Raw genomic sequence first — 25,830 nt, forward strand, 5'->3', positions numbered from 1 at the left:
TACCGACGTCCCCGCGCGGCCCGCAGAGCCTGTGGATAACTCTTCGGACCGCTACACGCCCACCGCCTCTTCCAGTTCCTCCTCCCTCTCCTCCTCCAGCGCCGAGGCGGCATGCGCGGCCCCGTGGCCCCCTCCCGGCTCCGCGCCCCCGGCCGACCGGCCGCTCCGAGCCGGTTCCGGGACCGTCGCCGCCACCGCGGCCGCCGCGACCGCCACGGCATGAGCCGCCGCCTCCGCCTCCGCGGTACGCCGCCGCTTCTCTGCCGGCGCCGCCACACCGATCACCACCAGGCCCGCGACCAGCCACCCCACCAGCGTCCAGACGTGTCCCGCCAGGCCGTAGCCGTCGAAGTAGACATGGCTGCGGACTCCTTCCACGAAGCCCGCGCCGTTCCAGAAGGAGTGCAGCGCCGCGAAGAATCCGTTCTGCATCTCGGGGCGGAAAATCCCGCCGGAGGACGTGAAGTTGAGCATCACGAAGAGGGTCATCACGCCGAGCGTCGTCCAGCGCTTGAGGAAGGTGTGCAGGCCTGTGCCGATCAGCAGAACGCCCGCCGAGTAGAGCCAAGCCATGCCCCACAGCCCGCCGAGACGGTGGTCGACCAGGTGGAAGACGGGACCGGCGAACGCCGTCCCGATGAGGCCGACGACGAAGGAGGTGCCGATGGCCAGCGCCGTCCGCAGCCGGAGCGGCAGCACGGCTCCGGCGCCGCCGATCACCGCGACCGACGCGTACGAGCCGATGCTGATCGCGACCAGCAGGAAGAAGACGCCCTGACCGGTCGGGTCGTCCTCGGCGGTCGGCGCCACGTCCGTGACCTTCAGCGGCGCGCCCTGTTGCGCCGCGATCGGGGTGAAGACCTTCTGGACGACGGCTGCGCTGGTGTCGGAACCGGCCGTCGCCACCAGCAGCTCGGGCACCGGCTTCCCGGGGCGCGCCGCCCCACCGGCCCCGTCCCTGCCCGCCGACCCACTCGACGTACGCGACCCATCCGAACTACTCGACGCCCCCGCCTCACCGGACCTGCCCGCCCCGCCCCGCGCGCCCTTCGCCCCCGACACATCCACCGCGTCGGACGCACCCTTCGCGCCCTTCGCACCCTCCGCAGGGATCACATACGCGCCAAAGATGTCCTGATGCTTGAGCCGATCCACCGCCGCCGCCCGGTCACTGACGGTCCGTACCTCCAGGTCACCGCCCGCCTTGTCGTTGATCGACTGGGCGAGCAGCTGGGCACTCCGGCCGGATCCGACGACCGCCACGGGCAGATGGTGCGGCGCCGGGTGCGCGAAGGCCCCCAGGTACGCCAGGCCCATCCCGATGCACATCAGCAGCGGGGTGATCAGGTGCGTCAGGACGTGACGCAGCCCGTTGGCGTGGGCGGCGCGCGCGGGACCGTGCGCGCTTCGGTGGTCGGGACGTCGGACCGTACTCAAGGGCCAGGCCTTTCCGCTCGTCGGCTCAGCTGTCCGTCTGCTCAGCTGTGGCCGCAGGGGCCGGTTTTCGCATCAACCCGGACCCGCGACGCCTGGAGGGGCCGCCAGCCCACAGTTGGCAATTACAACTCTCTTATTGCGTTGTACTATACAACTACCTCTACGAAAGGCAACCCGTGGCTCACCGCGAGGACTCCGTCGAGACCATCCAGCAGGAGATGACCGCGTTCGCCCGCCGGGCCCGCGCGACCGCCGCCCGGATGCATCCTGAGCTGTCGCTGGTCTCCTACACCCTGCTTGCGCACCTCGATGACCAGCAGGGATGCCGCGCCACGGACCTCGCGGCCCACTACTTCCTGGACAAGTCCACGGTCAGCCGGCAGATCGCCGCACTGGAGAAGCTCGGATTCGTCGAGCGCCGCGTCGACCCGGAGGACCACCGCGTCCAGGTGCTGCACCCCACCGAGAAGGGCGACCGGGTGCTCGCCAACGTCACCGCCAGCCGGCGCCGGGCGTTCCACGAGCGGCTGGCCGACTGGGACGAGGAAGATCTCGACCGCTTCGCGACCTATCTGCGCCGCTACAACGCCGCCCAGGAACGACTGGGGTAAGGCGCCCGCCTATGGGTGCCCGCGCGAGCGCGCGCCCAGCCGGAGGCCGCTGCACCGCCTGCCGGCCCGCTCGACCCGCGACGCCTACTTCCGGAACCGCTCCGGACACTGCCCGCCGTCGGCGAGATAGGTCTCCGCCCAGCGCCCCAGCTCCTTGAGCGCCGGCTCCATCGCCAGACCGGCCTCCGTCAGCCGGTAGGCGACGCGCAGCGGCGGCCCCGCGTCCACCTCGCGGACGACCAGGCCCGTAGACGCCAGCTCCATGAGGCGGTCGGAGAGCATCCGCTCACTGATCCCGGGGATGGCCCGCCGCAGATCGGCGAAGTGCACCGGGCCCGGCATCAGGGTGGCGACGATCAACCCCGTCCAGCGCTTCCCGAACAGCTCGAAGACGCGCGTCATCTTGCCGTCGACCTGCCTGCACATCGCCTCGCCGTGGTCCGCCATACACCCAGAGTACCGCCTTCTCGTTGGCTACTGCGAAAAAGTAAGTTACTGTGCTATCAATAGTGACGTACAGAATTCAACCAGTGGTCGAGCGCCGCCCGGCCGCCTATGGAAGGACCGACCCCATGGCCACGCTTCTGCTCATCGACTCGTCCGTATTTCCCGAGGGCGGCTCCGCCTCCCGTTCGGTCACCGCGGCCTTCCGCAAGGCCTGGGAGGAGCAGCACCCCGACGGCACCGTGATCCACCGCGATCTGGCCGCCGATCCGCTGCCGCACCTCGACGGTGCCGGCGCCTCCGCCGCCTTCTCCGACCCGGCCACCCACACCCCCGAGCAGCAGGCGGCCTTCGCACTGCGCGTCGAGCTCGCCGAGGAGCTGGAGCGGGCCGACGCGATCGTCATCGGCGCGCCGATGTACAACTTCACGATCCCCTCCACGCTCAAGGCGTGGCTCGACCAGGTGATCATCATGGGACGTACGGCGGGTGAGCAGCCGTCAGCCAAGGGCACCCCGGTCACCGTCGTCGCCAGCCGTGGCGGTTCCTACGCGCCGGGCACGCCCCGTGAGTCCTTCGAGTACGTCCAGAACTACCTGGCGGCCGTGCTGAACGGCGGGATGGGCCTGGACGTCGACTTCATCGTCCCGGAGCTGACCATGGCCCCGAACAACCCGGCGATGGCCGAGCTGGTCCCGCTGTACGAGACCTCCCGCGACAAGGCCCGCGAGGACGCGGCGGCCAAGGCCAAGGCCCTCGTCGCGCGCCTCGCCGCCTGAGCCCGGCCGGGACACCGGAGCGGGGCATGGGCGGGCGGCACGACTGCCCACGCGCCCGATGCAGCCACCTCCCGGCGGGCGCCCGCCGGGAGAGCGCGTCGCCCGGCCGCCCCACCTCGCGCCCACCCCGGGGGCACCGAATCCCGACCCCTCGGGGCCGCTGCCGCCGGGTTCCGTACGTTCGTCAGTGAGATCGCCGGGTAACGGAGGCAACGGGGCGGGCGGAAACGGGTCCGGCGAGGGCGCCGGAGGCTGTGAATGTGACGTAGGCCTCAACGATCCGGCTGACGGCTGCCGGCGGAGCTCCTCGCCCGTGACATGGGCAACAAGTGACGAACACAACGAAAGACCCCCGGTCACCGGATTTCTCCGGAGACCGGGGGTCTCATCTGTGCGCGAGGGGGGAGTTGAACCCCCACGCCCTTTCGGGCACTGGAACCTGAATCCAGCGCGTCTGCCTATTCCGCCACCCGCGCATGGGTGCTGCCGGTTGATTCTCTCACGCGATCCGGGCTGTTCTGTCCGGGTCTTGCTGCGAGCGCCTGCCGACATCCAGAACACTAGCACGCTGTCAGGGGTGACTTCACACGCCTTTTCCCCGGTCCCCGCCGTGCGGCAACCCGGGCGGCACCCCGCCTCACCGCGGGCATTCGCCGCGCGCTGCTCCTAGGGGTCACACTCGCGGTAGCCGCAATCAGGGTGCGGGCCGCCCGGTCCGCCTCGGGGCCGGCCGACCCGGCCGGGCCGCTTCATGTCCGACTCCGGGCCCCGCCCGGCCGGAGAGCTCGGCGGTTGCGGGACACTGTCTTCGGGGCACATCTACGATCGCAGTGCACGAGCACTGGACAAGGAGCAGACAAGCGCCGGGCAACCCTGTGAGGGGCGACACTCGTCCTCAAGGCGGGAAAGGGGAACCAGCCGATTTCCCTACGCGTGGATACGATCAGTAAGCAGTATCAGGACGACTCGATCAGGACGACCCCGACGAAGACTGAGGAAGGAGGTGCCCCGTGGGAGTACTGAAGCGTTTCGAGCAGCGTCTCGAAGGTCTCGTCAACGGCACCTTCGCCAAGGTGTTCAAGTCCGAGGTGCAGCCCGTTGAGATCGCCGGCGCGCTACAGCGCGAGTGCGACAACAACGCCACCATCTGGAACCGCGACCGCACGGTCGTCCCCAACGACTTCATCGTCGAGCTGAGCACCCCCGACTACGAGCGGCTGAGCCCCTACAGCGGGCAGCTCGGCGACGAGCTCTCCAGCATGGTCCGCGACTACGCCAAGCAGCAGCGGTACACCTTCATGGGCTCGATCAAGGTCCATCTGGAGAAGGCCGACGATCTCGACACCGGCCTGTACCGCGTGCGCAGCCGCACGCTCGCCTCCAGCTCGTCGCAGGAGCAGCCGGGCCCGGCGGCGGCCGACCGGCGCTCCACCGCGGCGCCTCGCGGCGGCCAGCCCGGCGGCGGCCATGTGAGCCCGCCCCCCATGCCTTCGTCCCCGCCTCCCGGCGGCGCACAGTCCGTACCCCGTACGGCACCGCCCGGTGCAGGACCGCAGCCCCACGCGCAAACCAGGCGCTGGATCGAGATCAACGGCACCCGCCACCAGATCTCGCGACCCACGCTCGTGCTGGGTCGCAGCACCGACGCTGACGTACGGATCGACGACCCGGGTGTCTCCCGGCGTCACTGTGAGATCCGGGTCGGAACGCCCCCCATGATCCAGGATCTGGGTTCCACGAACGGCATCGTGGTAGACGGGCAGCACACCACTCGCGCTAATCTCCGCGACGGCTCGCGGATTGTCGTGGGCAGTACCACCATCGTTTACCGGCAAGCCGAAGGGTGAAGCGGGGGCAATGTCAGAGCTGACCCTCACGGTCATGCGGTTGGGTTTCCTCGCCGTACTGTGGCTGTTCGTCATCGTGGCCGTACAGGTCATCCGCAGCGATCTGTTCGGCACGCGCGTCACACAACGCGGTGCCGCCCGTCGCGGCGGTCAGGAAGCGCGTGGGCAGCGCCAGGCTGCCGCGCCGCCACAACAGCAGCGCCGCCAGGAAGGCGGCCGCGGCAACAACAACCGGCAGCGCCGCGGAGCGCCCACGAAGCTCGTGGTCTCCGAAGGCTCGCTGACCGGCACCACCGTCGCCCTCCAGGGCCAGACCATCTCTCTGGGCCGAGCGCACGACTCCACCATCGTGCTGGACGACGACTACGCGTCCAGCAGGCATGCCAGGATCTACCCGGACCGTGACGGCCAGTGGATCGTCGAGGACCTCGGTTCCACCAACGGCACGTACCTGGACCGGACCCGACTGACGACCCCGACACCGATTCCGCTGGGAGCCCCGATCCGCATCGGCAAGACCGTCATCGAGCTGCGGAAGTAGTACGACAATGAGCGAGCGGAGCGAGCGAGCCGCGACGGTCCACTCGGCGGACCCGGGCGTGCTCCCGACCGGAGGGTGGGCAGTGTGGCTCGAAGAGACCGGCTGTACCCCGAGCCGACGGGTGAGGTGCGCATGAGTCTGTCACTGCGCTTCGCCGCCGGATCGCACAAGGGCATGATCCGCGAGGGCAACGAGGACTCCGGCTACGCCGGGCCCCGGCTGCTCGCCATCGCCGACGGCATGGGCGGCCAGGCCGCCGGTGAGGTCGCCTCCTCCGAGGTGATCTCCACCCTCGTCCAGCTCGACGACGACGTCCCCGGCTCCGACCTCCTCACCTCCCTGGGCACGGCCGTCACACGCGCCAATGACCAGCTGCGGGTGATGGTCGAGGAGGACCCCCAGCTGGAGGGCATGGGCACGACCCTGACCGCCCTGCTGTGGACCGGGCAGCGGCTCGGCCTCGTCCACGTCGGCGACTCGCGGGCGTACCTGCTGCGCGACGGCGTCCTGACCCAGATCACCCAGGACCACACCTGGGTGCAGCGGCTGGTCGACGAGGGCCGGATCACCGAAGAGGAAGCCACCACCCATCCGCAGCGGTCGCTGCTGATGCGGGCGCTGGGCAGCGGCGATCATGTCGAGCCCGATCTGTCGATCCGCGAGGTGCGGGCCGGCGACCGGTATCTGATCTGCTCGGACGGGCTGTCCGGGGTGGTCAGCCACCAGACGCTGGAGGAGACCCTCGCCAGCTACCACGGTCCGCAGGAGACGGTGCAGGAGCTGATCCAGCTCGCGCTGCGCGGCGGCGGACCCGACAACATCACCTGCATCGTCGCCGACGTCCTGGACGTGGACGGCAACGAGACGCTGGCCGGCCAGCTCAACGACACCCCGGTCATCGTCGGTGCCGTCGCGGAGAACCAGAACCAGCTCAGCGACCCGAGCACGATGCAGACACCCGCCGCCCGGGCCGCCGAACTCGGCCGGCCCGGCGGGCCGAACCCGGGTGCGCCCGGTGGCGCCTTCGGGCCGCCCGGCAGCGGTGACCAGGAGGTCGGCGGGCCGCCCCAGGGCTCGTTCGGCGCGTTCATGGACGAGGACTTCGTCAAGCCCCGGCGGCGCGGGCGGTGGATCAAGCGGTCGCTGCTCATCGCGCTGGCGCTGGCCGTCGTAGGCGGCGGCTGCTACGCGGGCTACAACTGGACGCAGACCCAGTACTTCGTCGGTGCCAAGGACGACCACATCGCGCTCTACCGGGGTATCAGCCAGGACCTCGCGTGGATCAGGCTCAATGATGTGGACGAGGACCACCCCGAGATCGAACTCAAGTACCTGCCGCTGTATCAGCGCAACCAGGTCAAGGAGACGATCGCGGTCGACAATCGCACGCAAGCGGGCGAAAAAGTCACCGAGCTGAGTAAGCAGGCCAACGCCTGCCGTAGTAAGGAGCAGCGGGAAGCCGCCGAGCGTGATGCGGCGCGCCACCCTGGCCACGGCCAGACCGGCACGCCGAGCAAGCCCGGTTCCCCGTCCGCGTCGCCGAGCCACCGGCCCGGCAGCACCGGCGGGAACAGCGGCACCGGCACGGCCAGCCCGCTGGCGGCGACCACGTCTCCGTCTCCCACAGCCACTCCCAGCCAGGCCCCTTCCCAGGAGCAGCAGAAGCTGGAAAAGAATTGCAGCACCCAGCAGTGAGGGCGTAGGGGGCCGTAGATCTCATGAGCAGCAGCACCACCAACACCACCACCATCGGCACCATCGGAGCCCCGAGCCGCCGCAACACCGAGCTCGCGATGCTCATCTTCGCGGTGCTGATTCCGGTGTTCGCGTACGTCAACGTCGGTCTGGCGAAGGACGGTACGGTGCCGGCCGGTGTGCTGGGCTACAGCCTCGGGCTGGGCCTGCTGGCGGGCGTCGCGCATCTCGTCGTCCGCAAGTGGGCGCCGTACGCCGACCCGCTGATGCTGCCCATCTCCACCCTGCTCAACGGCCTGGGCCTGATCTTCATCTGGCGGCTGGACCAGGAGCCGTCGCTGGGCAAGGCGATGGCGCCCAACCAGTTGATGTGGTCGACCCTCGGCGTCGCCTTCTTCCTCGCCATCCTGATCTTCCTCAAGGACCACCGCGTCCTCCAGCGCTACACCTACATCTCGATGGTGGTCGCGCTGGTGCTGCTGGTCGCGCCGATGTTCTTCCCCGGTGTGAACGGCGCGAAGATCTGGATCACGATCCCGGGTCTCGGCTCGCTCCAGCCCGGTGAGTTCGCGAAGATCATCATCGCGATCTTCTTCGCCGGCTATCTGATGGTGAAGCGGGACGCGCTGGCACTGGCCAGCCGCCGCTTCATGGGGCTCTACCTCCCCCGCGGCCGCGACCTCGGCCCGATCCTCGTCATCTGGGCGCTGAGCCTGATGATCCTGGTCTTCGAAACCGACCTCGGTACCTCGCTGCTGTTCTTCGGCCTGTTCGTCGTGATGCTGTACGTGGCGACCGAGCGGACCAGCTGGATCGTGTTCGGTCTGCTGCTCAGCGCGGGCGGCGCGGTCGCGGTGGCGACCTTCGAGTCGCACGTCCAGACGCGTGTCCACAACTGGCTCAACCCGCTGGAGCTGCTCGACGGCGGTGTCACCGAGACCGCCCAGGCCATGTACTCCTTCGGCTCCGGCGGCATCCTCGGCTCCGGACTGGGCCAGGGCTACTCCCGCCTCATCCTCGGTATCGCGCCAAAGAGTGACTACATCCTCGCCACGGTCGGCGAGGAGGTCGGGCTCGCCGGACTGATGGCCATCCTGCTGCTGTACGGCCTGCTGATCGAGCGCGGTATCCGTACGGCGCTGGCGGCCCGCGACCCGTTCGGCAAGCTGCTGGCAATCGGCCTGTCCGGTGCCTTCGCCCTTCAGGTCTTCGTCGTCGCCGGCGGTGTGACGGGCCTGATCCCGCTGACGGGTATGACGATGCCGTTCCTCGCCCAGGGTGGCTCGTCCGTGATCGCCAACTGGGCACTGGTCGCCATCCTGCTGCGGATCAGTGACACCGCGCGCCGCCCGGCGCCGGCCCCCGCCCCCTCCACCGACGCCGAGATGACCCAGGTGGTCCGTCCGTGAACAAGCCTCTGCGCCGGGTCGCGATCTTCTGCGGCCTGCTCGTCCTCGCCCTGCTGATCCGCGTCAACTGGGTGCAGTTCGTCCAGGGTGACGAGCTCAAGAACGACCCGCACAACCGCCGGGTCGCCATCGAGCGCTACAGCACCCCGCGCGGCAACATCATCGTGGACGGCAAGGCCATCACCGGCTCCACGACCACCGACAGCGGCGACTTCAAGTACAAGCGGACGTACAAGAACGGCAAGATGTGGGCGCCGGTCACCGGCTACGCCTCGCAGGCCTTCGACGCCAACCAGCTCGAGAAGCTCAACGACGGCATTCTCAGCGGCACCGACGACAGGCTCTTCTTCAGCCGCACGGTCGACATGTTCACCGGCAGCAAACAGAAGGGCGGCAACGTGGTGACCACCCTTGATGCCAAGGCCCAGAAGGCCGCCTTCGACGGGCTCGGCAACCAGAAGGGCGCGGTCGCCGCGATCAACCCGGAGACCGGCGCGATCCTGGCCCTGGCCAGCACCCCGTCCTACGACCCGTCCACCTTCGCCGGGATGAGCAACAAGGACGCCGAGGCGTATCTCGCGCTCCAGAAGAAGAAGAACCCCGACGAGCCGATGCTCAACCGGGCGCTGCGCCAGACCTACCCGCCCGGCTCCACCTTCAAGGTCGTCACGGCCTCGGCCGCTCTGGAGAACGGTCTCTACGACGACGTCGACTCCCACACCCGGTCGCCGCTGCCCTACACGCTCCCCGACACCTCGGGCATCGAGCTGAAGAACGAGGGCAACATCCCCTGCAAGAACGCCACCCTGCGGGAGGCGCTGCGGGTGTCCTGCAACACCGTGTTCGGCAAGATCAGCGCCGACCTCGGCAACAAGAAGATGATGGACGAGGCGGAGAAGTTCGGCTTCAACAACCCGGGGATCAACACCCCGGTCCGTGCCTCCGAGAGCATCTTCCCCAAGGACAACCGGCCGCAGAACGCGATGGCGGGCATCGGCCAGGCCTCCAACCGCGCCACACCGCTCCAGATGGCCATGGTCGCCTCGGCGGTCGCCAACGGCGGCAAGCTGATGAAGCCGTACATGGTCGACTCGCTGGTCGCGCCGAACCTCAATGTGGTCCAGCAGCACACTCCGCAGGAGATGAGCCAGCCGCTCAGCCCGGAGAACGCGCAGAAGGTCCAGAGCATCATGGAGACCGTGGTCAAGTCGGGCACGGGAACCGCCGCCCAGCTCCCGGGCGTCACCGTCGGCGGTAAGACCGGCACCGCGCAGCACGGCGAGAACAACAAGGACAATCCGTACGCCTGGTTCATCTCCTACGCGAAGACCAACAAGGGCACCCCGGTCGCGGTGGCCGTCGTCATTGAGGGATCCGACACGCTCCGCGATGACATCGCCGGCGGCAGGCTCGCAGCTCCGGTCGCAAAGGACGTCATGCGGGCGGTACTCGAAGGCGAGAAGTGACGCGGATCATGCCCATACCGGTCACATATCAGGTTGCGGCTCCGGCCCGGTCCGGTACGGCGTGGCGGGTACGGTATGCCCGGACAGCACACCGCCGGACCACACACCGGTGCGGTCGGGACTGACGGAGAGGGCTGGAGAAGCTTATGGAAGAGCCGCGTCGCCTCGGCGGCCGGTACGAGCTGGGCTCGGTGCTCGGCCGCGGTGGCATGGCCGAGGTGTACCTCGCGCATGACACCCGCCTGGGCCGCACCGTGGCTGTGAAGACGCTGCGGGTGGACCTCGCCCGTGACCCGTCCTTCCAGGCCCGGTTCCGCCGTGAGGCCCAGTCGGCCGCCTCGCTGAACCATCCGTCGATCGTCGCGGTCTACGACACCGGCGAGGACTATGTCGACGGTGTCTCGATCCCGTACATCGTCATGGAGTACGTGGACGGCTCCACGCTCCGTGAGCTGCTGCACTCCGGAAGAAAGCTGCTGCCCGAGCGCTCGCTGGAGATGACCACCGGTGTCCTCCAGGCGCTGGAGTACTCCCACCGGGCCGGCATCGTCCACCGCGACATCAAGCCGGCCAACGTCATGCTGACGCGCACCGGCCAGGTCAAGGTCATGGACTTCGGCATCGCCCGGGCCATGGGTGATGCCGGGATGACCATGACGCAGACCGCGGCGGTCATCGGTACGGCCCAGTACCTCTCGCCCGAGCAGGCCAAGGGCGAGCAGGTCGACGCCCGCTCCGACCTGTACTCCACCGGCTGTCTGCTCTACGAGCTGCTCACGGTACGGCCCCCGTTCGTCGGTGACTCACCGGTCGCGGTGGCCTATCAGCATGTCCGCGAGGAGCCGCAGAAGCCGAGCAACTTCGACCCCGAGATCACGCCGGAGATGGACGCCATCGTCCTGAAGGCGCTGGTCAAGGACCCGGACTACCGCTATCAGTCGGCCGACGAGATGCGTGCCGACATCGAGGCGGCGCTGGACGGCCAGCCGGTCGCAGCGGCCGCCGCGATGGGCGCGGGCGGCTACGACCAGGACCAGCCGACCACCATGCTGCGTCCGCAGGACCCGGCCGGCCAGACCTCCATGCTTCCGCCGATGAACGCGGATGACGGGGGCTACGGCTATGACGACCGCGGCGACCGGCGCCGCGGTGGCGGCCAGAAGAAGAGCAACACCTCGACGATCCTGCTGGTGATCGCGGCCGTCCTCGTCCTGATCGGTGCGATCTTCATCGGCAAGGCGATGTTCAGCAAGACCAATGGGGGTGGCAGCACACCAGTGCCCAGCCTCATCGGCAAGTACTTCAAGGAAGCCAAGGCGTCCGGCCGGAACGGCGGCTTCAAGGTGTCCGAGGGGGGCCGCAAGGCCTGTGACAACGTCAAGAAGGGCCAGGTCACCGCGCAGACCCCGGAGGCCGGCGGCGAGGTCGACAAGGATGAGGCGGTCAAGGTCACGCTGTGCACCGGGCCCATCAAGGTCACCGTTCCGGACGTGGAAGACCTCTCGTACCAAAAGGCGGTCGAACGCCTCGGCCGCAAGGGCTTCAAGAACGTCCGACAGGTCAAGAAGGAATCCGACCGGAACCCGGGCACCGTGATCGGCCAGAATCCCCAGCCCCAGAGCGAGGCGTCCAAGAGCACGCAGATCGTCCTCACTGTTGCTCAGGAGTCCCCGAAGCGGAACGTCCCGCCCGTCACGGGACAGGACTTCGAGGCGGCCAAGAAGCAGCTCGAGGACCTGGGCTTCAAGGTCGCCAAGGTCGAGCAGGATGTCACCGACCCGAACCAGGTCGGCAAGGTGCAGAGCCAGAGCCCCGAGGGAAGCACCCCGGCCAAGCTCGGCTCCACCGTGACCCTGACGGTCGGCAAGGCGGGGGCCCAGACGCCGGTCCCGGGTGTCATCGGCCAGACGGTGAAGGACGCGAAGAAGGCGCTCCAGCAGGCCGGCTTCACCAACATCCAGTTCGCCGCCGACAGCTCGCAGGACGACAACGCCCGCGTGGCCGCCCAGGACCCGCAGCCGGCGACACCGTCCGACCCCAAGACCACCACCGTGACGCTGACCACCATCGGCGGCGGGGGCGGCAACGGCGGCGATGACGGCGGTGGATTCCTCGGCGGAGCGTTCGGCTAGCAGCCCGGCCGCTTCGGCCCTGGCAGACACGAAGCCCCGGCGGCCCTTCAGAGGGCGCCGGGGCTTTCTGCTGCGCGGAGGTGGGAGCGTCGGGGCCAGGGAAGGCCGGGTCTCTGCCTGGGAGCACCGGAGCTTCCTGGGAAGCTCTGCGCCCCCCCCCCGCGGCCTAGCGGAGTTCCTTCGGCGGCGTGCGCTCCGCGTCGACCTTCTCGGTCCGCTCCAGTTCGCCCCAGACGATAAAGCGGTAGTTCGAGGTGTAGACCGGGGTGCAGGTCGTGAGGGTGATGTAGCGGCCCGCCTTGCGCTTGCCGGATTCCTTCGGGATGTCGTCGAGGACGTCCACGTTGTACTTGGAGGTCTCCGGCAGGGTCGCGAAGACCTTGTAGACGTACCAGGTGTCCTTGGTCTCGAAGACGATCGGGTCGCCGTCCTTGAGCTTGTCGATGTTGTGGAACTTCGCGCCGTGGCCGTCGCGGTGCGCGGCGAGGGTGAAGTTGCCCTTCTTGTCCTTGGGCAGCCCCGACTTGACCGGCTTGGTGTAATAGCCGGCCACCCCCTCGTTGAGGATCTCGGAGTCGGTGCCCTTCTCGACCAGCACCTCGCCGTTGTTCATCGCCGGTACGTGCAGAAAGCCGATGCCGTCCTTGGTGTCCAGCTCGCCCGGCCCCTTGGGCCCGTTGCTCGCCCAGTGCCGGCGCACCTGGTCACCCTGCTTGTGGGCTTCGCGGTCGGCGAGGACGTTGGTCCACCACAGCGAGTACGCGACGAACAGTCCCAGGATCAGCCCGACCGTGATCAGCAGCTCACCGATGACGCTGACGACGGAGGCGATGGCCCGGCGCACCCGGCGCGGCTTGAGTGGCGGCGCGGACCGGTCGCATGCCTCGTCGTTTCCGGTGGCAGTCACCGCGTAGCACCCCTCTTATGTTTGCTCAGCCGGCGAGCGCATCCGGTTTGCCCTTGCTCCGCGGCCGCTCGTCGACCATCTTGCCCCAGACGATCATCCGATAGGTACTGGTGAACTCGGGGGTGCAGGTCGTCAGGGTGATGTAGCGGCCGGGCCCGGTGAATCCCGAGCCGGGCGGCACCGGGCCGATCACGCTGGTGTTGCTCGGCGACGTCTGCGGGAGGATGCTCTCCATCTCGTAGGTGTAGTACGAGCTCTTCGTCTCGACGATGATCTTGTCGCCCTTGGTGAGCCGGTTGACGTAGCGGAACGGCTCGCCGTGCGTATTGCGATGGGCCGCCACCGCGAAGTTGCCCTTCTTGTCCCAGGGCATCGCGGTCTTGATCCCGCTGTTCTTGTCGTAGTGACCGATCAGGCCGTGGTCCAGCACCTTGTGCTTGTCGATGCCCTCGGCTATCGGCGCCTTCACATCCAGCTTGGGGATATACATGATCCCGAAGCGCTCGCCGTCCGCGAGGTTCTTCTTCTCGCCGCCGCCCTTGTCCCATTCGTGCTGAAGGTTGTTGGCGGCGCCGCCCGCCTCCTGCTCGGCCAGCACATTCGTCCACCAGAGCTGATAGGTGACGAACAGCAGCATCAGTACGCCGAGGGTGATGAACACCTCGCCCAGCGCACGGCTGGCGATCAGGCTGGGGCTGTCCTTGGCGGCTCGTGCGGCCTGCCGGGCCTCCAGCCGGGACATGGGGGCGGAGGTTGGTTCCGAAGCGGTAGCAGCGGCGGCTGTAGCGGCGGCGGCTCCACTGTGGCGTCCACGTCTGCCGCCCCGCTTGGCGGCCTCCTGAGCGGCCTTGCGCCGGGCCGCTCGGCCTCCGAGCTCCGGGGTCCCTGTCGCGGTTTCACGTGAAACCGTCGCGCCGGTTTCACGTGAAACGCCGTCCCCGTCAGGCTTCTCTGCCTGCCGCAGCGCCATGGTCTCGTCGTCCTGCCGCGACGCGGGGGCAGCGGCCCTGGCCGGAGCGGGGCTCACGGCCGGCGTCGAGCTCACCCGCGGAGCGGGGGCCGGTGACGCCGGTACCTCCGGGGCGGCTTCGCGCCGGGATATCGACTCGGCGGTGGCGGGGCGGGGGACGTAGCCGGAGCCGTACGCCTGGCCGTAGGCGGCCATCTGAGGGCCGTGCGCCTGCGGATCCGGCCGGGACGGCCCTTCGGGCTCCAGATGCGGCCGGAACCACGGTGAGCCCGGCCTCCCGCCCTCCTGAGCGGGCTTGCCCCGTCGGCGGCCACGGCCCGGCTGTCCGTACGGACCGGACCCGGGTGCCGGGGGCGCCTGGCCCGGCAGCGGATCGGTCAGCGGGTCGGCGAGCCCCTCCACCGCCGCCTCGAACGGATCGGGCTGCCGGTACGGGTCCTGCGGAGTGGAGGACCGGTCCGGCTCGTTCGGCTCGTAGGATCTCCCTTCACGTTCCGGGCGCAGAGCGGTCACCCGCCTGCCTTGCCGACCACTGGGGCCAGCCCCGTCGAGCGCTCCACCGCCCCCTTGTCACCGCATTCGACGAGCCAGTTGGCCAGCATCCGGTGTCCCCACTCCGTCAGGACCGACTCGGGGTGGAACTGGACGCCCTCGACGCGGAGTTCGCGGTGCCGCAGGCCCATGACGATCCGTCCGCCGGGGACGTCCTCGGCCTCCGTCCAGGACGTGACGATCAGTTCGTCGGGGACAGTGTCCGGCTCGACCGCCAGGGAGTGATAGCGGGTGGCGGTGAAGGGGGACGGCAGCCCGGAGAAGACGCCGACGTCGTCGTGGTGGACCAGCGAGGTCTTGCCGTGCAGCAGCTCGGGGGCGCGGTCCACCACGCCGCCGTAGGCGACCGCCATCGACTGCATGCCCAGGCAGACGCCGAAGACCGGGACGCCGGTGTCCGCGCAGTGCCGGACCATGTCGACGCAGACGCCGGCCTGCTCGGGCGTCCCGGGGCCGGGCGACAGCAGCACCCCGTCGAAGCCGTCCTGGGCGTGCCGCGTCGCGACCTCGTCGTTGCGCAGCACCTCGCATTCGGCGCCGAGTTGGTAGAGGTACTGGACGAGGTTGAAGACGAAGCTGTCGTAGTTGTCGACGACGAGAATCCGTGCGGTCATCGGGCGGCCATCCCTTCATCGACAGTGACGTCATTGAAGGGGAGCAGCGGCTCCGCCCACGGAAAGACGTACTGGAAAAGCACGAAGACGACCGCCAGCACGAGCACCAGGGAAATCAGCGCTTTCACCCATGTGTTGCCCGGCAGATGCCGCCAGATCCAGCCGTACATGCTGTCGCTGTCCCCTTGCCGATGCCGATGACGATGTCGATTGCGACACCAGAGTAAGGGGCGAGGACGGGCCCAGGTGGGTCAGCCGGTCAAAGCCGATGGCCTTCCCTGTGCCACGGGTTGGGTGGAATCCAGGTGTGCCCAGGTGATCAGCCGGTGGCTGTGGCCCCATTCCGGCTCGCAGGTGGTCAGCGTGAGATAGCGCCCGGGACCGTTGAAACCGGACTTCCGCGGTACCGGGTCGATCACCCCGATGTCGCCGGGCAGCGTCGTGTAGGGCCGGTTGTCGATGCGGTAGGTGAACCAGGTCGTGCCGTCGGTCAGCACCACCGCGTCGCCGGGGCGCAGCCGCGGGAAGTCCTTGAAGGGGTCGCCGTAGGTGCGGCGGTGGCCGGCGACGGAGAAGTTGCCGATCGCGCCGAGCCGGGCGGTGCGAGCGTAATGGCCGAGGCCCCGCTTGAGGGTGTCGGACACGGTGCCTTCCAGGACGGGCTTGGTCCAGTCGGCGCCCAGGCGCGGGATGTACATGACGGCGAACGAGGTGCCCGGGGTGGAGCGGCGGGGAGGCTCGGCCGGAGTGGTGCCGCCGTCGGCGGCCGGTGTGCGGTCGGGGGCGGTCACCCGGCCCGTGGACCACTGGTCCCGGAGCCTGCCGATCTCGCCGTCCATGGCGCTGTCGGCCTGTACGCCGGTCCAGAAGAGGAGGTAGGCCACGAAGAGCACGATCAGTGCGCCGGCGGTCACACAGATCTCGCTGAGCGTCCGCACGATCCACCGCACGGTTGTCCGGCCCCGCAGCGTCATCCGGCCCCGCCCCTCCCCGGCGCCCACGGCGTGCGGGCTACGGCTTCACAGGCTGTGCGTAGTGGAGATCCACTGTGCCGGAGTAGCCGGGAAGAGTCACCGCCTCGTGCTGGTCGACTTTCCAGCCCAGGCCGTAGGCGTTCACGTACTGGAGATAGTTCTGGATGGCGGGGGACGCGGTCAGTGCGTTGATGAGGGCCTCGCGGTTGCCGACGGCGGTGACCTTGTACGGCGGGGAGTAGACCCGGCCCTGGAGGATCAGGGTGTTGCCGACGCAGCGCACCGCGCTGGTGGAGATCAGCCGCTGGTCCATGACCTTGATGCCCTTGGCGCCGCCGTGCCACAGGGCGTTCACCACGGCCTGGAGGTCCTGCTGGTGGATGACCAGGTCGTTGGGCTGCGGCTCGGGCAGCCCGGGGATCTTGGCGGTGGCGTTGGGCGGGGCGTCGGTGAGCGTGACCGTCACGCCCTGCCCCTTCACCGGCTTGGTGCCGGCCTTCTTCTCCAGCGCCTTGAGCTTGGCCTCCTCGGCCCGGGAGCTGCCGTTGTCGCGCTGCGCGAGCGCGTCGACCTCTCCCCGCAGGGTGGCGTTACGGTCGTCCTGGGCACCGTTTTTGTGGCTGCGTTCCTGGATGAGGTCGGACAACCGCAGCATCGAGTCGTCCGAGCGCAGATTCGTGCCCCGCGCGGTGTCGAAGCTCAGCCAGAACATCAGCCCGGCGAGCGCGAACACGACCAGGGTGAGGAGCCGTACGGGCCGCAGGCGGGAGCGGGTGGGGCGGTCGGGGGAGTCAGCGGAATTGCTCAACGTACCCTTACTCCTTACGACGCCACGGAAGCACTACGCTAACGGACGCCCGGGAAAGGAATCCGCTCCCCACCGCGTCCGTGCCCTGGCGTACACCTCGTACCTCCCCCGCGGATGGGGGCACCGCCCGCTCGCGCGACCACGAGAGCGGGGGAGCAGCGCATCGACAGGAGAGTTCCTCGTGCCGAAGTCACGGATCCGCAAGAAGGACGACTTCACGCCGCCGCCAGCGAAGACCACCAACCTGAAGATGAGCTCAGGCCGTGGCTGGGTGGCGCCGCTGATGTTGGCGATGTTCCTCATCGGGCTGGTGTGGATCGTGATGTTCTACGTCTCCGAGGGCGATCTGCCCATCGCCGCCATGGGCAACTGGAACATCGTGTGTGGCTTCGGCTTCATCGCGGTGGGCTTCGGCGTATCCACCCAGTGGAAGTAGCGCAAGCCCTGCCCAAGGCCATCCACACGGTTATCCACAGCCGGGGAAAACTTCAGAAGATCTGTGGATAACCCTCCAGAGGTTGACGCCGGTGTGATCGGCGGCACCCTCTGCCGGGCTACGGCTCCCCCGTTCCTTGCTGGGGAAACGCAGCCCGGAGCGGTGCGGAAAGAAAGTTCCGCACCGCATGCACAAGATCGGCCACGCACTGTGGACAACATGCCGGGACGGACTCTCAGCCCACCAGCTGAAGGGTCCGGACCCACACCACCGCGATGACTGCCAGGAACGCCACCGCGCAGGTCGCGGCGTGCACCAGCGTCCGGCGGTCGCGCGGCGCATGCACCATTCCGAACGCCACCGCGGCGCCCACCACCAGGCCGCCGACATGGGCCTGCCAGGCGATGTTCGGCCACAGGAACGTGAAGGCCAGGTTGATGCCGAGCAGGATCAGCACCGGCTTCATGTCGTAATTCAGCCGCCGCAGGAGTACGGCCGTCGCACCGAGCAGGCCGAAGATCGCGCCGGAGGCGCCCAGCGAGGGCTGGCCCGGTGCGGCGAGGAGATACGACAGGGCGCTGCCGCCCAGGCCGGCCAGCACATAGAGCGCGATGAACCGCAGCCGGCCGAGCGCCGCCTCCAGCGGCGGGCCCAGCCACCACAGCGAGAGCATGTTGAACGCGAAGTGCGCGATCTGCTGGTGCAGGAACATCGCGGTCAGCAGGCGGTACCACTCGCCCTCGGCGACACCGATGAGCTGATGCCGGCTCGGGTCGGCGTCGAGCCCGAGCAGATCGAGCCGGTGGACCAGCGGGCTCAGTTCACCGCCCGTCGCCAGCACGGCGACGAACACGGCGGCGTTGAGGCCCAGCAGGATCTTGGTGATCAGCCGCGGATCGGCCGCGATGGTGCCGCCCGCGATCGTGCGCGGCGCCGCGGCCTGCGGTGCGTGACCGGTGCCGGCACCGCCCCGTACACACTCCGGGCACTGGAAGCCGACCGAGGCACTGACCATGCACTCGGGGCATATGGGCCGGTCACAGCGAGTGCAGCGGATGCCGCTGGGGCGATCCGGGTGGCGGTGGCAGCCCGGCAGGCCATCGTCATCCCGCGCGTCCTGCGGCTCCTTCGGGCTGCCTGGCACCTGGTCCATCCGTCCCTCGTCCTCTTCTCCGTCCGGGCGCGTCAGCCTTCGCCTTCCGCCCGGCCTTCGCCCGTGGACGAGCGTCGCGCCCCGCCTGATGTACGACCGGGCGGGGCGCAATGGTTCCCCGGATCCGTCCGGGGCCGGCGACGCGGGTCAGCGGGTCTCGATGGCCACCGACTCGATCACGACGTCCTGGAGCGGACGGTCGGTGCGCGGGTTGGTCTGGGTGGCGGCGATGGCGTCGACGACCTTCTTGCTCGCCTCGCTGCTGACCTCACCGAAGATGGTGTGCTTGCCGGTCAGCCACGCGGTGGCGCCGACGGTGATGAAGAACTGCGAGCCGTTCGTGCCCGGACCGGCGTTGGCCATGGCCAGCAGGTACGGCTTGTTGAAGGCCAGGTCGGGGTGGAACTCGTCCCCGAACTCGTAGCCGGGGCCGCCGGTGCCGTTGCCCAGCGGGTCGCCGCCCTGGATCATGAAGCCGCTGATCACCCGGTGGAAGACGGTGCCGTCGTAGAGCCGGTCCGTGGACTTCTTGCCGGTCGCCGGGTGGGTCCACTCCCGCTCACCCTGGGCGAGCTCGACGAAGTTCTTGACCGTCTTCGGTGCATGGTTCGGCAGGAGCCGAATCTCGATGTCGCCCTGGTTCGTCTTCAGGGTGGCGTAGAGCTGCTCAGCCACGTTCTACCTTCCATAAGTCTTCGCTGACGGATCCTGATCCTCGCATGGACCGGCCCGCCGAAGGCCTCTGCGCGGCCTGTGCGCGCCGTCCCGCCCGCACCTCTTGCCGGTTTTCGTGCGGATTTCCAGCGCCCGGAGCGGCAAATCGTGGCATTGTCGTCAACAAGACTCCGGAAGGTCCGCAATGACCCGGATGCCCGCTCGCACATGCCGTACGACGCATGAGCGGGCATGATCTTCAAACGGGTGGACAGGCGACAGAGAAGACACGGGGGACCAACCCCCAAGCCCCGGACACGCCACCGAGGAGGAGGATCCCGTGACCCGCAAGAAGAGCGTGCGCGCCGCGACCGATACGGCCAAGGACAGCGTGCGGCACGCAGCGGAGGTGGTGGCTCCGTATGCCGGTACGGCCAAGGAAGCCGCCGTGCACTTCGCTCACGAGGCCCGCACACGAACGGCTCCCAAGGTGGCCGAGGCCGCTCATCAGGCACGTGCGCAGTACGAAGCGCATCTGCACCCGCGTATCGAGCACGCCCGAGGCACGCTGCCGCCCAAGGTGGACGCCGCGGCGACCCGGGCCGCCTGCCGGACCCGTAAGGCGGCCCGCCAGGCTGCCGACTACACGGCACCGCGGCTGGAGCACGCGGTGACCCACGCCCGCGCCGCGGCCGAGCCGGTTCGCGACGAGGCCGTCGCCCGCGGTGCCGCCGCGCTCGCCGCGCTCCGCGGCCAGGTGACGGCCGCCGAGATCGCCAAGCTCCAGAAGAAGCACAGCCGCCGGGCCAAGTGCGGCAAGCTCGCCAAGCGCCTCACGGTGCTGGGCATCCTGGCCGGCGGGGCGATCGCCGCCTGGAAGTGGTGGGACAAGCAGGCCAACCCGGACTGGCTGGTCGAGCCGCCGGCTCCGACCGAGGTCAGCGACCGCGGCCGGCTGAGCGCGGTCGACGGCAGCGAGGGCGCCGCGCTGGACCCCGACGTCCAGGCCAAGCAGGCCGAGGCCGATGAACGCCGCGGCGGCACGACCTGACACCGGAGCACCGGACACCTCACCGGGCCGGGCCCGTCACCCCAGCGAGGGCGGCGGTCCCGGCCCGGTCGCGTACGGAGGACAACACCGGCGCCGCGCGCGGCCAACTCTCCGTCAGAATCAGAAAAGCCCTCCTGACCAGCGATTTCGCCGATCGGGAAGGCTTTGAGGAGTGGAGCCTAGGGGAGTCGAACCCCTGACATCTGCCATGCAAAGACAGCGCTCTACCAACTGAGCTAAGGCCCCTTCGCGGACCAGGGTACCCGGTGTCCGACCGCTTTCCCGACCGGGTATCGCCGCGCACCGTTGCTCTCCGTAGGATGCTTCGCGAGATTCGCGGCAGCGAAGCGATCGGGGAGACAGGGGAGACGGTATGGACTCAGCACAGCAGGAAGCCACCGCGCGGGCCCGGGAGCTCCAGCGCAGTTGGTACGGGGAGCCTCTGGGTGCGCTGTTCCGCCGTCTCATCGACGATCTCGGCCTGAACCAGGCCCGGCTGGCCGCTGTGCTCGGTCTGTCCGCCCCGATGCTGTCCCAGCTGATGAGCGGGCAGCGCGCGAAGATAGGCAACCCGGCCGTGGTGCAGCGGGTGCAGGCGCTGCAAGACCTGGCCGGACAGGTCGCCGACGGCAGCGTCAGCGCCGCCGAGGCCACCGACCGCATGGAAGAGATCAAGAAGACGGCGGGCGGCTCGGTGCTGAACAACACCGCACAGCAGACGTCGTCCACGGGGGCGACCACGGTGCGGCGCGTGGTGCGGGAGATCCAGTCACTGCTGCGGTCGGTCGCCGACGCCGGGGACATCATCGATGCGGCGAACACCCTCGCCCCGGCTCACCCCGAACTGGCAGAGTTCCTCCGGGTCTACGGTGCCGGTCGCACCGCGGACGCGGTCGCCCATTACGAGGCGCACCAGAGTTAGCCACAGGGGACGTCGCGGATTCGGAAAGCGGACGGGGCGCAATGGGTGAGGTCTTCGCCGGTCGGTATGAGCTGATCGACCCGATCGGGCGGGGTGGGGTGGGCGCGGTCTGGCGCGCCTGGGACGCCCGGCGCCGCCGCTACGTCGCCGCCAAGGTGCTGCAACAGAGCGACGCGCACACCCTGCTGCGCTTCGTCCGTGAACAGGCACTGCGGATCGACCATCCGCATGTGCTGGCCCCGGCGAGCTGGGCCGCGGACGACGACAAGGTGCTGTTCACCATGGATCTGGTGAACGGCGGCTCGCTGGCGCATCTGATCGGGGATTACGGCCCGTTGCCGCCGCGGTTCGTGTGCACCCTCCTGGATCAGCTGCTGGCCGGGCTGACCGCGGTGCACGCGGAGGGGGTGGTGCACCGCGACATCAAGCCGGCGAACGTGCTGCTGGAGGCCACCGGCACCGGGCGGCCGCACTTGCGGCTGTCCGACTTCGGCATCGCGATGCGCAAGGGCGAGCCACGGCTCACCGAGGCCAACTACGTGGTGGGCACGCCCGGTTATTTCGCTCCCGAGCAACTGCTGGGCGCCGAACCGGACTTCCCCGCCGACCTGTTCGCGGTCGGCCTGGTCGCGCTCTATCTGATCACCGGCACCAAGCCGGACGCCGAGGCGATGAGCCGGCACTTCACCCAGCACGGCATCCCGAACGCGCCCGAGGGCGTCCCGGAGCCGCTGTGGCAGGTGCTGGCCTCCCTGGTACACCCGGATCCGGATGCGCGGTTCAAGACGGCTACCGGGGCGCGGAAGGCGATTCTGTCGGCCGTCGAGCTGCTGCCGGACGTGACGATCGAGGAAGAGATCGTCGAGGTCTTCGACCACATAGGGCCGCTGCCGGCCGGCTTCGGGCCGGACGGGCCGCTGCGTCCCAGGGGCCCGGCGGGAACCGCGACGGCCGGCGCCACCACGGGCACCGGGGCCACCGGACAGGTCTCCATGTCGGACACCGGCAGCTTCCAGCTCGCCCCGCCGGAGCCGAGCACCCCGCCGACGCCCACGCCCACCCCGATGCCGATGGCCGCGCCGGGCAGCCCGTACGCGGGCCATGGCGGCACGTACACGGGCCACAGCGGCACGTACACCGGTCACGGCGACACCCCAACGGGCCAGAGCGGCACCTTCACGGGCCAGAGCGGCACCTTCACGGGCCACGGCGACGCCGGCACCGGCCACGGCGGTGCGCCCACCGGCTACGGCACGCCGGCCGGGCAGCCCGTCTCGTCCGGCATGCCGCCGCCCCCGGCGCCCGCGTACGAGCCGACGGCCGCCGCCCACCCGGAACGGTCCGCGACCCGCCCCTATACGGCGGGCCCGCTGCCGGTCCCCGGGCAACCCCCCGCGGGCACCGCCGTCACCGTGCCGTCCCCGGCCCACCCCGCCCCGTACAGAAAGCCGGGCCCGCCCGCGAAGGTCGCGGTCCCGGTGCTGATCGTGGCGTTGCTGTGCATCGCGGTCGGCGTATGGGCCCTGATCGCCGCCTGACGCACCGCCACGGGGACGGTGGGGCCGAGGTGCACCCGGCCCGTCGGGGACCCGCTACCAGCCCTGTGGCGGCCCGAACCGGGGTTTCTGTGACGCCTGTTGGGTCGAGTCCGTCGACTGTCCCGGCAGCGAGGGGCGATGGCCGCCCGGCCCGCCCCCGGCAGCCGGTCCGCCCGGCCCGCTTGCCGTAGCCGGTCCGGCCGCCGTACCCGGCCCGGCCGAGGCCGCCGCACCGGCCGCGGACCGCCGTGCCACCAGCGTCCAGGCTCCCAGTCCCAGCAGCAGCACCACGCCCGTGCCGATCCCGGCGTAGGCCACCGTCATCAAGGTGCCGCTCTTCGCCGCCTCCTGTGCGGTCTGGCCCTTCTGCGCCGTCTCCCGGTCCTCTGGCGTGACGGAGAAGGCGCCGGCCGGCCCTGCGTAGCCGGGGCCGGCCTTGGCGGTGCCCCGGACATCCACCCGGAGGGTGAGCTCCGCGCCCTTGGCGAAGTACTGCGCGGCATCGGGGTGCAGGCTCACCGCGAGGTAGTACCAGCCCGCGAACCGCATCGCGTTGACCGAGTTGGTCGAGTCGAAGCGGTTGCCGTAGTCGACCGGCGCGGTGAACTCCTTGGCGGCGGCCGGCTTCCCGGTGTACGAGACAAAGCTGGGGTCGCCGACCGCACCGCGCGCCGGGTTGTAGACGGCCAGCCCGAGCACCCTGGCGAGGAAGGCGGAGGTCCGGGACGACGTCGCGTTCGGCAGCTCGGCGCTCAGGTTGAGCCGCTGTCCCCAGTCCACCGGTACGCGGTAGAAGCGCGTCTCGCCCGGCCTGATCCGGTCCTTCCAGACCCCCGAGGCGACCGAGCCCGCGTCATTGAAGCCGGTGCCGCCCCGGGCGCCGCGCTTGGTGGCGTCCGTACGCGGTGCCGGGGTCGCGGTGCTCCAGGTGCCCTGGCCGGGCTTGGCGGGGGTGCTGCCCTCCAGCCGGGGCTCGTTGAGGTAGTTGATCTCCAGCGGCCAGGTGTCGGGTCCGGAGGTCTCCGATCCCTCGCGGGTGATCACAAGGTAGTACGGGCCGGCCTTCTGGCACTCCGTGCGGTCGGCACCGATGCGGCGGGTGACGTAGTCGGCGATCGGGTACGCCATGCCGCCGCCGTTGAAGGACGGCCGCGCCTCCGAGCCGCAGGGCGTGCCGTTGCTGTCCTGGACGCTGAGGGTCAGCTTGTCGCCGTAGTCCGCGACCTTCGTGCCGGGCGTGGGCGCCGCGACGGCCGAGAAGTACGCATTGGTCCTGGCGTCCAGATTGACGGCGTACCACTTCTGCTCGCCGCGCTTGATGGCGTCGGTGTGCAAACCGGGCCGTAGCGACGGTGCGTCCGTGGACTTGGGGCTGCCCGCGATCTTCGTGGCGCCCTCCGCCATGCGGTAGTGGGGCACGTTCTCGGCGGAGGCCACGCCCACCGTCCCCGGCAGGATCGGCACCGCGGCGAGCGCCGCCAGCACGGCTATGCCCCTGTACGTCGTGCGCCCCGTCACCACGAGCCACCCCTCATCGGATCCGAATTCCCGCCGTCGGCACGCGGCCGTCGGCGCGCCCGCCCGAAGGCGACCGCCAGACCGGCCAGCAGCAGTACGCCCACACCGCCGGCCGCGACCGCCACCAGACGTCCTGTGGACCATCCTCCACCGCCACCCGGCGTTTCGTCCGCCGAGGAGCCGGAATCGCCCCGGGAGGTATCGGCCGCGACCACTGCGGCCCCAGCCTGCGGTGTGTAGTCCTGGGTGCCGCCGAAGGACGTAGAGGCGCCGTAGCCCCGGACCGTCGGCTCGTTGGCGAACTCCACGTCGTAGCGCAGCTGCTGGCACCAGCCGACCGGGACCTTGTACCAAAGGGTCTGGGCGGGCAGGACCTTGTCCCGCCAGACGCCCTGGTGCAGCGTTCGGGCGTCATTGAAGCCGGTGCCGCCGGTGATGTCCTTGGGGGCAGCGGTGGGCAGCGTGGCGTCCTTGCCGCCCACGCCGTACTCCGGCTCCGACTGGGCGGGCGTGACGCCCTTCTTCAGCGGATGTTCCACGTGAAACGTCAGCTCCATCGGCCACCGGGCGGCGTCCGAGCCCTTGGCGGCCTTGCGCTCGACGACCAGCCAGTACCGCCCGGCCTTGTCGCAGACGCCGGTACCGCTCTGCGCAGGGACCCTGCTGACGCCCGAGGTCAGCGGCGTCGCGCCCTCCTGCTGCCCGAACATCTCGGTGGTGGACATCCAGATCGGTGGCGTAGTAGCGCTCCTCGTGGGGTCCGATGGAGTCGAGGTACTGCCCGGGGGCCATCGTGGGCGCACCGCTCCTGGTCGCCGTGCCATGGAGCTGCTTGCCCTTGAAGCGGTAGCCGTCCGCGGAGAGTTGACCGGCCCGCTTGAGGCCCGCCCGGTCGAGGGCGGCGACCGGCTGGGCGAGCCAGGTGTCGTCACAGCCCCGGGGCTTGTCGGCGCCGTAGACCCGCAGACCGGTGGGGTAGCCGTCGGGGAGTGCGTCGACGACCGTGCCGACAGCCTTGCGGGCGGCGGCGATGCGGGTGCTGCCGGAGCCGTCCTTCCCGGCCATCGAGCCGGACGAGTCGAGCACCATCACCATCCCGGTGCCCTCGGCGGCCGGCGCCCTGGCCGCGGTGGCCTGAAGTGAGGGGGCGGTCAGGGTCAGCACCAGCCCCCCGAGCAACGCCACCACCCCCCGGCGTGGTCGTCGCGCCATGCCCCGTTCCCCCTTGTGTCCTGCTGGTCACACCACAGTCAGAAGCTTTGCTATTGCAAGCCAATAGTGTGCTATAGCAAACACAAGAGGATCGCCGTCACGGTAGGGCAACGACAATCAGCCACTCCGGCACCGCCGCTGCCCCGGGGCCCCAGCTCGC

23 protein-coding genes, 2 tRNA genes and 1 pseudogene are annotated in these 25,830 nt (G+C 69.7%); 12 read left to right on the top strand and 14 right to left on the bottom strand.

All coding sequences use genetic code 11. From position 1 onward, the window contains the following. Positions 1 to 51 precede the first annotated feature (51 nt). Entirely contained in the window at positions 52 to 1,437 is a 1,386-nt protein-coding gene (locus CP981_RS19480; RefSeq protein ID WP_085923714.1) for a hypothetical protein, read from the bottom strand. 176 nt (positions 1,438 to 1,613) lie between these two features. Here CP981_RS19480 and CP981_RS19485 point away from each other — a divergent pair, with 176 nt between their 5' ends. Then, positions 1,614 to 2,048 (top strand): MarR family winged helix-turn-helix transcriptional regulator, encoded by a 435-nt coding sequence (locus CP981_RS19485; RefSeq protein WP_042151077.1) that lies wholly within the window; start codon positions 1,614 to 1,616, stop codon positions 2,046 to 2,048. An 84-nt stretch (positions 2,049 to 2,132) separates the two neighbouring features. Here CP981_RS19485 and CP981_RS19490 read toward each other — a convergent pair whose 3' ends face one another. After that, positions 2,133 to 2,495 carry a winged helix-turn-helix transcriptional regulator gene (locus tag CP981_RS19490; protein ID WP_085923713.1) on the bottom strand — a complete coding sequence of 121 codons (363 nt, stop codon included), beginning with the start codon at positions 2,493 to 2,495 and terminating at the stop codon, positions 2,133 to 2,135. A gap of 125 nt (positions 2,496 to 2,620) precedes the next feature. Here CP981_RS19490 and CP981_RS19495 point away from each other — a divergent pair, with 125 nt between their 5' ends. Continuing rightward, complete coding sequence (locus CP981_RS19495; protein WP_085923712.1) at positions 2,621 to 3,271, top strand: FMN-dependent NADH-azoreductase; 651 nt, start codon at positions 2,621 to 2,623, stop codon at positions 3,269 to 3,271. Positions 3,272 to 3,663: 392 nt separating this feature from the next. Here the strand turns inward: CP981_RS19495 and CP981_RS19500 are convergent. Then, positions 3,664 to 3,747: transfer RNA gene (locus tag CP981_RS19500), tRNA-Leu, on the bottom strand. A 534-nt stretch (positions 3,748 to 4,281) separates the two neighbouring features. Between CP981_RS19500 and CP981_RS19505 the strand changes: the two genes are divergently transcribed. The 6 genes from CP981_RS19505 (at position 4,282) to pknB (ending at position 12,361) form a co-directional block, all read left to right on the top strand. Further along, complete coding sequence (locus CP981_RS19505; RefSeq protein ID WP_085923711.1) at positions 4,282 to 5,118, top strand: FhaA domain-containing protein; 837 nt, start codon at positions 4,282 to 4,284, stop codon at positions 5,116 to 5,118. Positions 5,119 to 5,128: 10 nt separating this feature from the next. After that, a complete protein-coding gene (locus tag CP981_RS19510) occupies positions 5,129 to 5,659 on the top strand; it encodes an FHA domain-containing protein FhaB/FipA (protein ID WP_085923710.1) in 531 nt (176 codons plus the stop codon). 132 nt (positions 5,660 to 5,791) lie between these two features. Continuing rightward, positions 5,792 to 7,354 (top strand): PP2C family protein-serine/threonine phosphatase, encoded by a 1,563-nt coding sequence (locus CP981_RS19515; RefSeq protein ID WP_085923709.1) that lies wholly within the window; start codon positions 5,792 to 5,794, stop codon positions 7,352 to 7,354. 23 nt (positions 7,355 to 7,377) lie between these two features. Beyond that, positions 7,378 to 8,763, top strand: coding sequence for an FtsW/RodA/SpoVE family cell cycle protein (locus CP981_RS19520; RefSeq protein ID WP_085923708.1), 1,386 nt, complete (start codon positions 7,378 to 7,380; stop codon positions 8,761 to 8,763). Further along, the gene (locus CP981_RS19525; protein WP_085923707.1) at positions 8,760 to 10,229 is read left to right on the top strand and encodes a peptidoglycan D,D-transpeptidase FtsI family protein; all 1,470 of its coding nucleotides are present in this window, start codon (positions 8,760 to 8,762) and stop codon (positions 10,227 to 10,229) included. The genes CP981_RS19520 and CP981_RS19525 overlap by 4 nt, the downstream gene beginning before the upstream one ends. A gap of 146 nt (positions 10,230 to 10,375) precedes the next feature. After that, positions 10,376 to 12,361: a Stk1 family PASTA domain-containing Ser/Thr kinase gene (gene pknB / locus CP981_RS19535; protein WP_085923706.1), complete on the top strand. Its 1,986-nt coding sequence runs from the start codon at positions 10,376 to 10,378 to the stop codon at positions 12,359 to 12,361. A 166-nt stretch (positions 12,362 to 12,527) separates the two neighbouring features. Here pknB and CP981_RS19540 read toward each other — a convergent pair whose 3' ends face one another. The 6 genes from CP981_RS19540 to CP981_RS19560 form a co-directional block, all read right to left on the bottom strand. Then, positions 12,528 to 13,268: a class E sortase gene (locus CP981_RS19540; protein ID WP_085923705.1), complete on the bottom strand. Its 741-nt coding sequence runs from the start codon at positions 13,266 to 13,268 to the stop codon at positions 12,528 to 12,530. 25 nt (positions 13,269 to 13,293) lie between these two features. Next, the gene (locus tag CP981_RS19545) at positions 13,294 to 14,751 is read right to left on the bottom strand and encodes a class E sortase (RefSeq protein ID WP_085923704.1); all 1,458 of its coding nucleotides are present in this window, start codon (positions 14,749 to 14,751) and stop codon (positions 13,294 to 13,296) included. Next, positions 14,748 to 15,404, bottom strand: coding sequence for an aminodeoxychorismate/anthranilate synthase component II (locus CP981_RS19550; RefSeq protein ID WP_085923703.1), 657 nt, complete (start codon positions 15,402 to 15,404; stop codon positions 14,748 to 14,750). Before CP981_RS19550 ends, CP981_RS19545 begins: the two co-directional genes overlap by 4 nt. Next, entirely contained in the window at positions 15,401 to 15,574 is a 174-nt protein-coding gene (locus CP981_RS37775; protein ID WP_018092075.1) for a hypothetical protein, read from the bottom strand. The genes CP981_RS19550 and CP981_RS37775 overlap by 4 nt, the downstream gene beginning before the upstream one ends. An 81-nt stretch (positions 15,575 to 15,655) precedes the next feature. Then, positions 15,656 to 16,378 (bottom strand): class E sortase, encoded by a 723-nt coding sequence (locus CP981_RS19555; protein ID WP_085923702.1) that lies wholly within the window; start codon positions 16,376 to 16,378, stop codon positions 15,656 to 15,658. Positions 16,379 to 16,415: 37 nt separating this feature from the next. Further along, complete coding sequence (locus tag CP981_RS19560; protein WP_085923701.1) at positions 16,416 to 17,186, bottom strand: DUF881 domain-containing protein; 771 nt, start codon at positions 17,184 to 17,186, stop codon at positions 16,416 to 16,418. Positions 17,187 to 17,367: 181 nt separating this feature from the next. Here CP981_RS19560 and crgA point away from each other — a divergent pair, with 181 nt between their 5' ends. Further along, the gene (gene crgA, locus CP981_RS19565; RefSeq protein WP_018092078.1) at positions 17,368 to 17,622 is read left to right on the top strand and encodes a cell division protein CrgA; all 255 of its coding nucleotides are present in this window, start codon (positions 17,368 to 17,370) and stop codon (positions 17,620 to 17,622) included. 235 nt (positions 17,623 to 17,857) lie between these two features. Here crgA and CP981_RS19570 read toward each other — a convergent pair whose 3' ends face one another. Beyond that, on the bottom strand, positions 17,858 to 18,775 hold the full coding sequence (locus CP981_RS19570; protein WP_085923700.1) for a rhomboid family intramembrane serine protease: 918 nt from the start codon (positions 18,773 to 18,775) through the stop codon (positions 17,858 to 17,860). A 147-nt stretch (positions 18,776 to 18,922) separates the two neighbouring features. Further along, positions 18,923 to 19,450: a peptidylprolyl isomerase gene (locus CP981_RS19575; RefSeq protein WP_085923699.1), complete on the bottom strand. Its 528-nt coding sequence runs from the start codon at positions 19,448 to 19,450 to the stop codon at positions 18,923 to 18,925. A 319-nt stretch (positions 19,451 to 19,769) separates the two neighbouring features. On the opposite strand from CP981_RS19575, the gene CP981_RS19580 reads away from it, so the two are divergent. Then, positions 19,770 to 20,480, top strand: a complete 711-nt coding sequence (locus CP981_RS19580; protein ID WP_085923698.1) for a DUF5324 family protein — start codon at positions 19,770 to 19,772, stop codon at positions 20,478 to 20,480. 173 nt (positions 20,481 to 20,653) lie between these two features. On the opposite strand, the gene CP981_RS19585 is transcribed toward CP981_RS19580, so the two are convergent. Beyond that, positions 20,654 to 20,726, bottom strand: a tRNA-Ala gene (locus tag CP981_RS19585). A gap of 127 nt (positions 20,727 to 20,853) precedes the next feature. Here CP981_RS19585 and CP981_RS19590 point away from each other — a divergent pair. Together CP981_RS19590 and CP981_RS19595 are read left to right on the top strand one after the other, a co-directional pair. Continuing rightward, entirely contained in the window at positions 20,854 to 21,402 is a 549-nt protein-coding gene (locus tag CP981_RS19590) for a helix-turn-helix domain-containing protein (RefSeq protein ID WP_042151031.1), read from the top strand. A 41-nt stretch (positions 21,403 to 21,443) separates the two neighbouring features. Then, a complete protein-coding gene (locus CP981_RS19595; protein WP_085923697.1) occupies positions 21,444 to 22,940 on the top strand; it encodes a serine/threonine protein kinase in 1,497 nt (498 codons plus the stop codon). 54 nt (positions 22,941 to 22,994) lie between these two features. Here CP981_RS19595 and CP981_RS19600 read toward each other — a convergent pair whose 3' ends face one another. After that, positions 22,995 to 24,461, bottom strand: coding sequence for a hypothetical protein (locus tag CP981_RS19600; protein ID WP_085923696.1), 1,467 nt, complete (start codon positions 24,459 to 24,461; stop codon positions 22,995 to 22,997). A 227-nt stretch (positions 24,462 to 24,688) separates the two neighbouring features. Next, positions 24,689 to 25,670 (bottom strand): annotated as a pseudogene (locus CP981_RS19605) (vWA domain-containing protein); the annotation flags it as partial. Between the last annotated feature and the right edge of the window lie 160 nt (positions 25,671 to 25,830).

Origin of the sequence: Streptomyces platensis, assembly GCF_008704855.1 — a bacterium.
Lineage (GTDB): Bacteria > Actinomycetota > Actinomycetes > Streptomycetales > Streptomycetaceae > Streptomyces > Streptomyces platensis.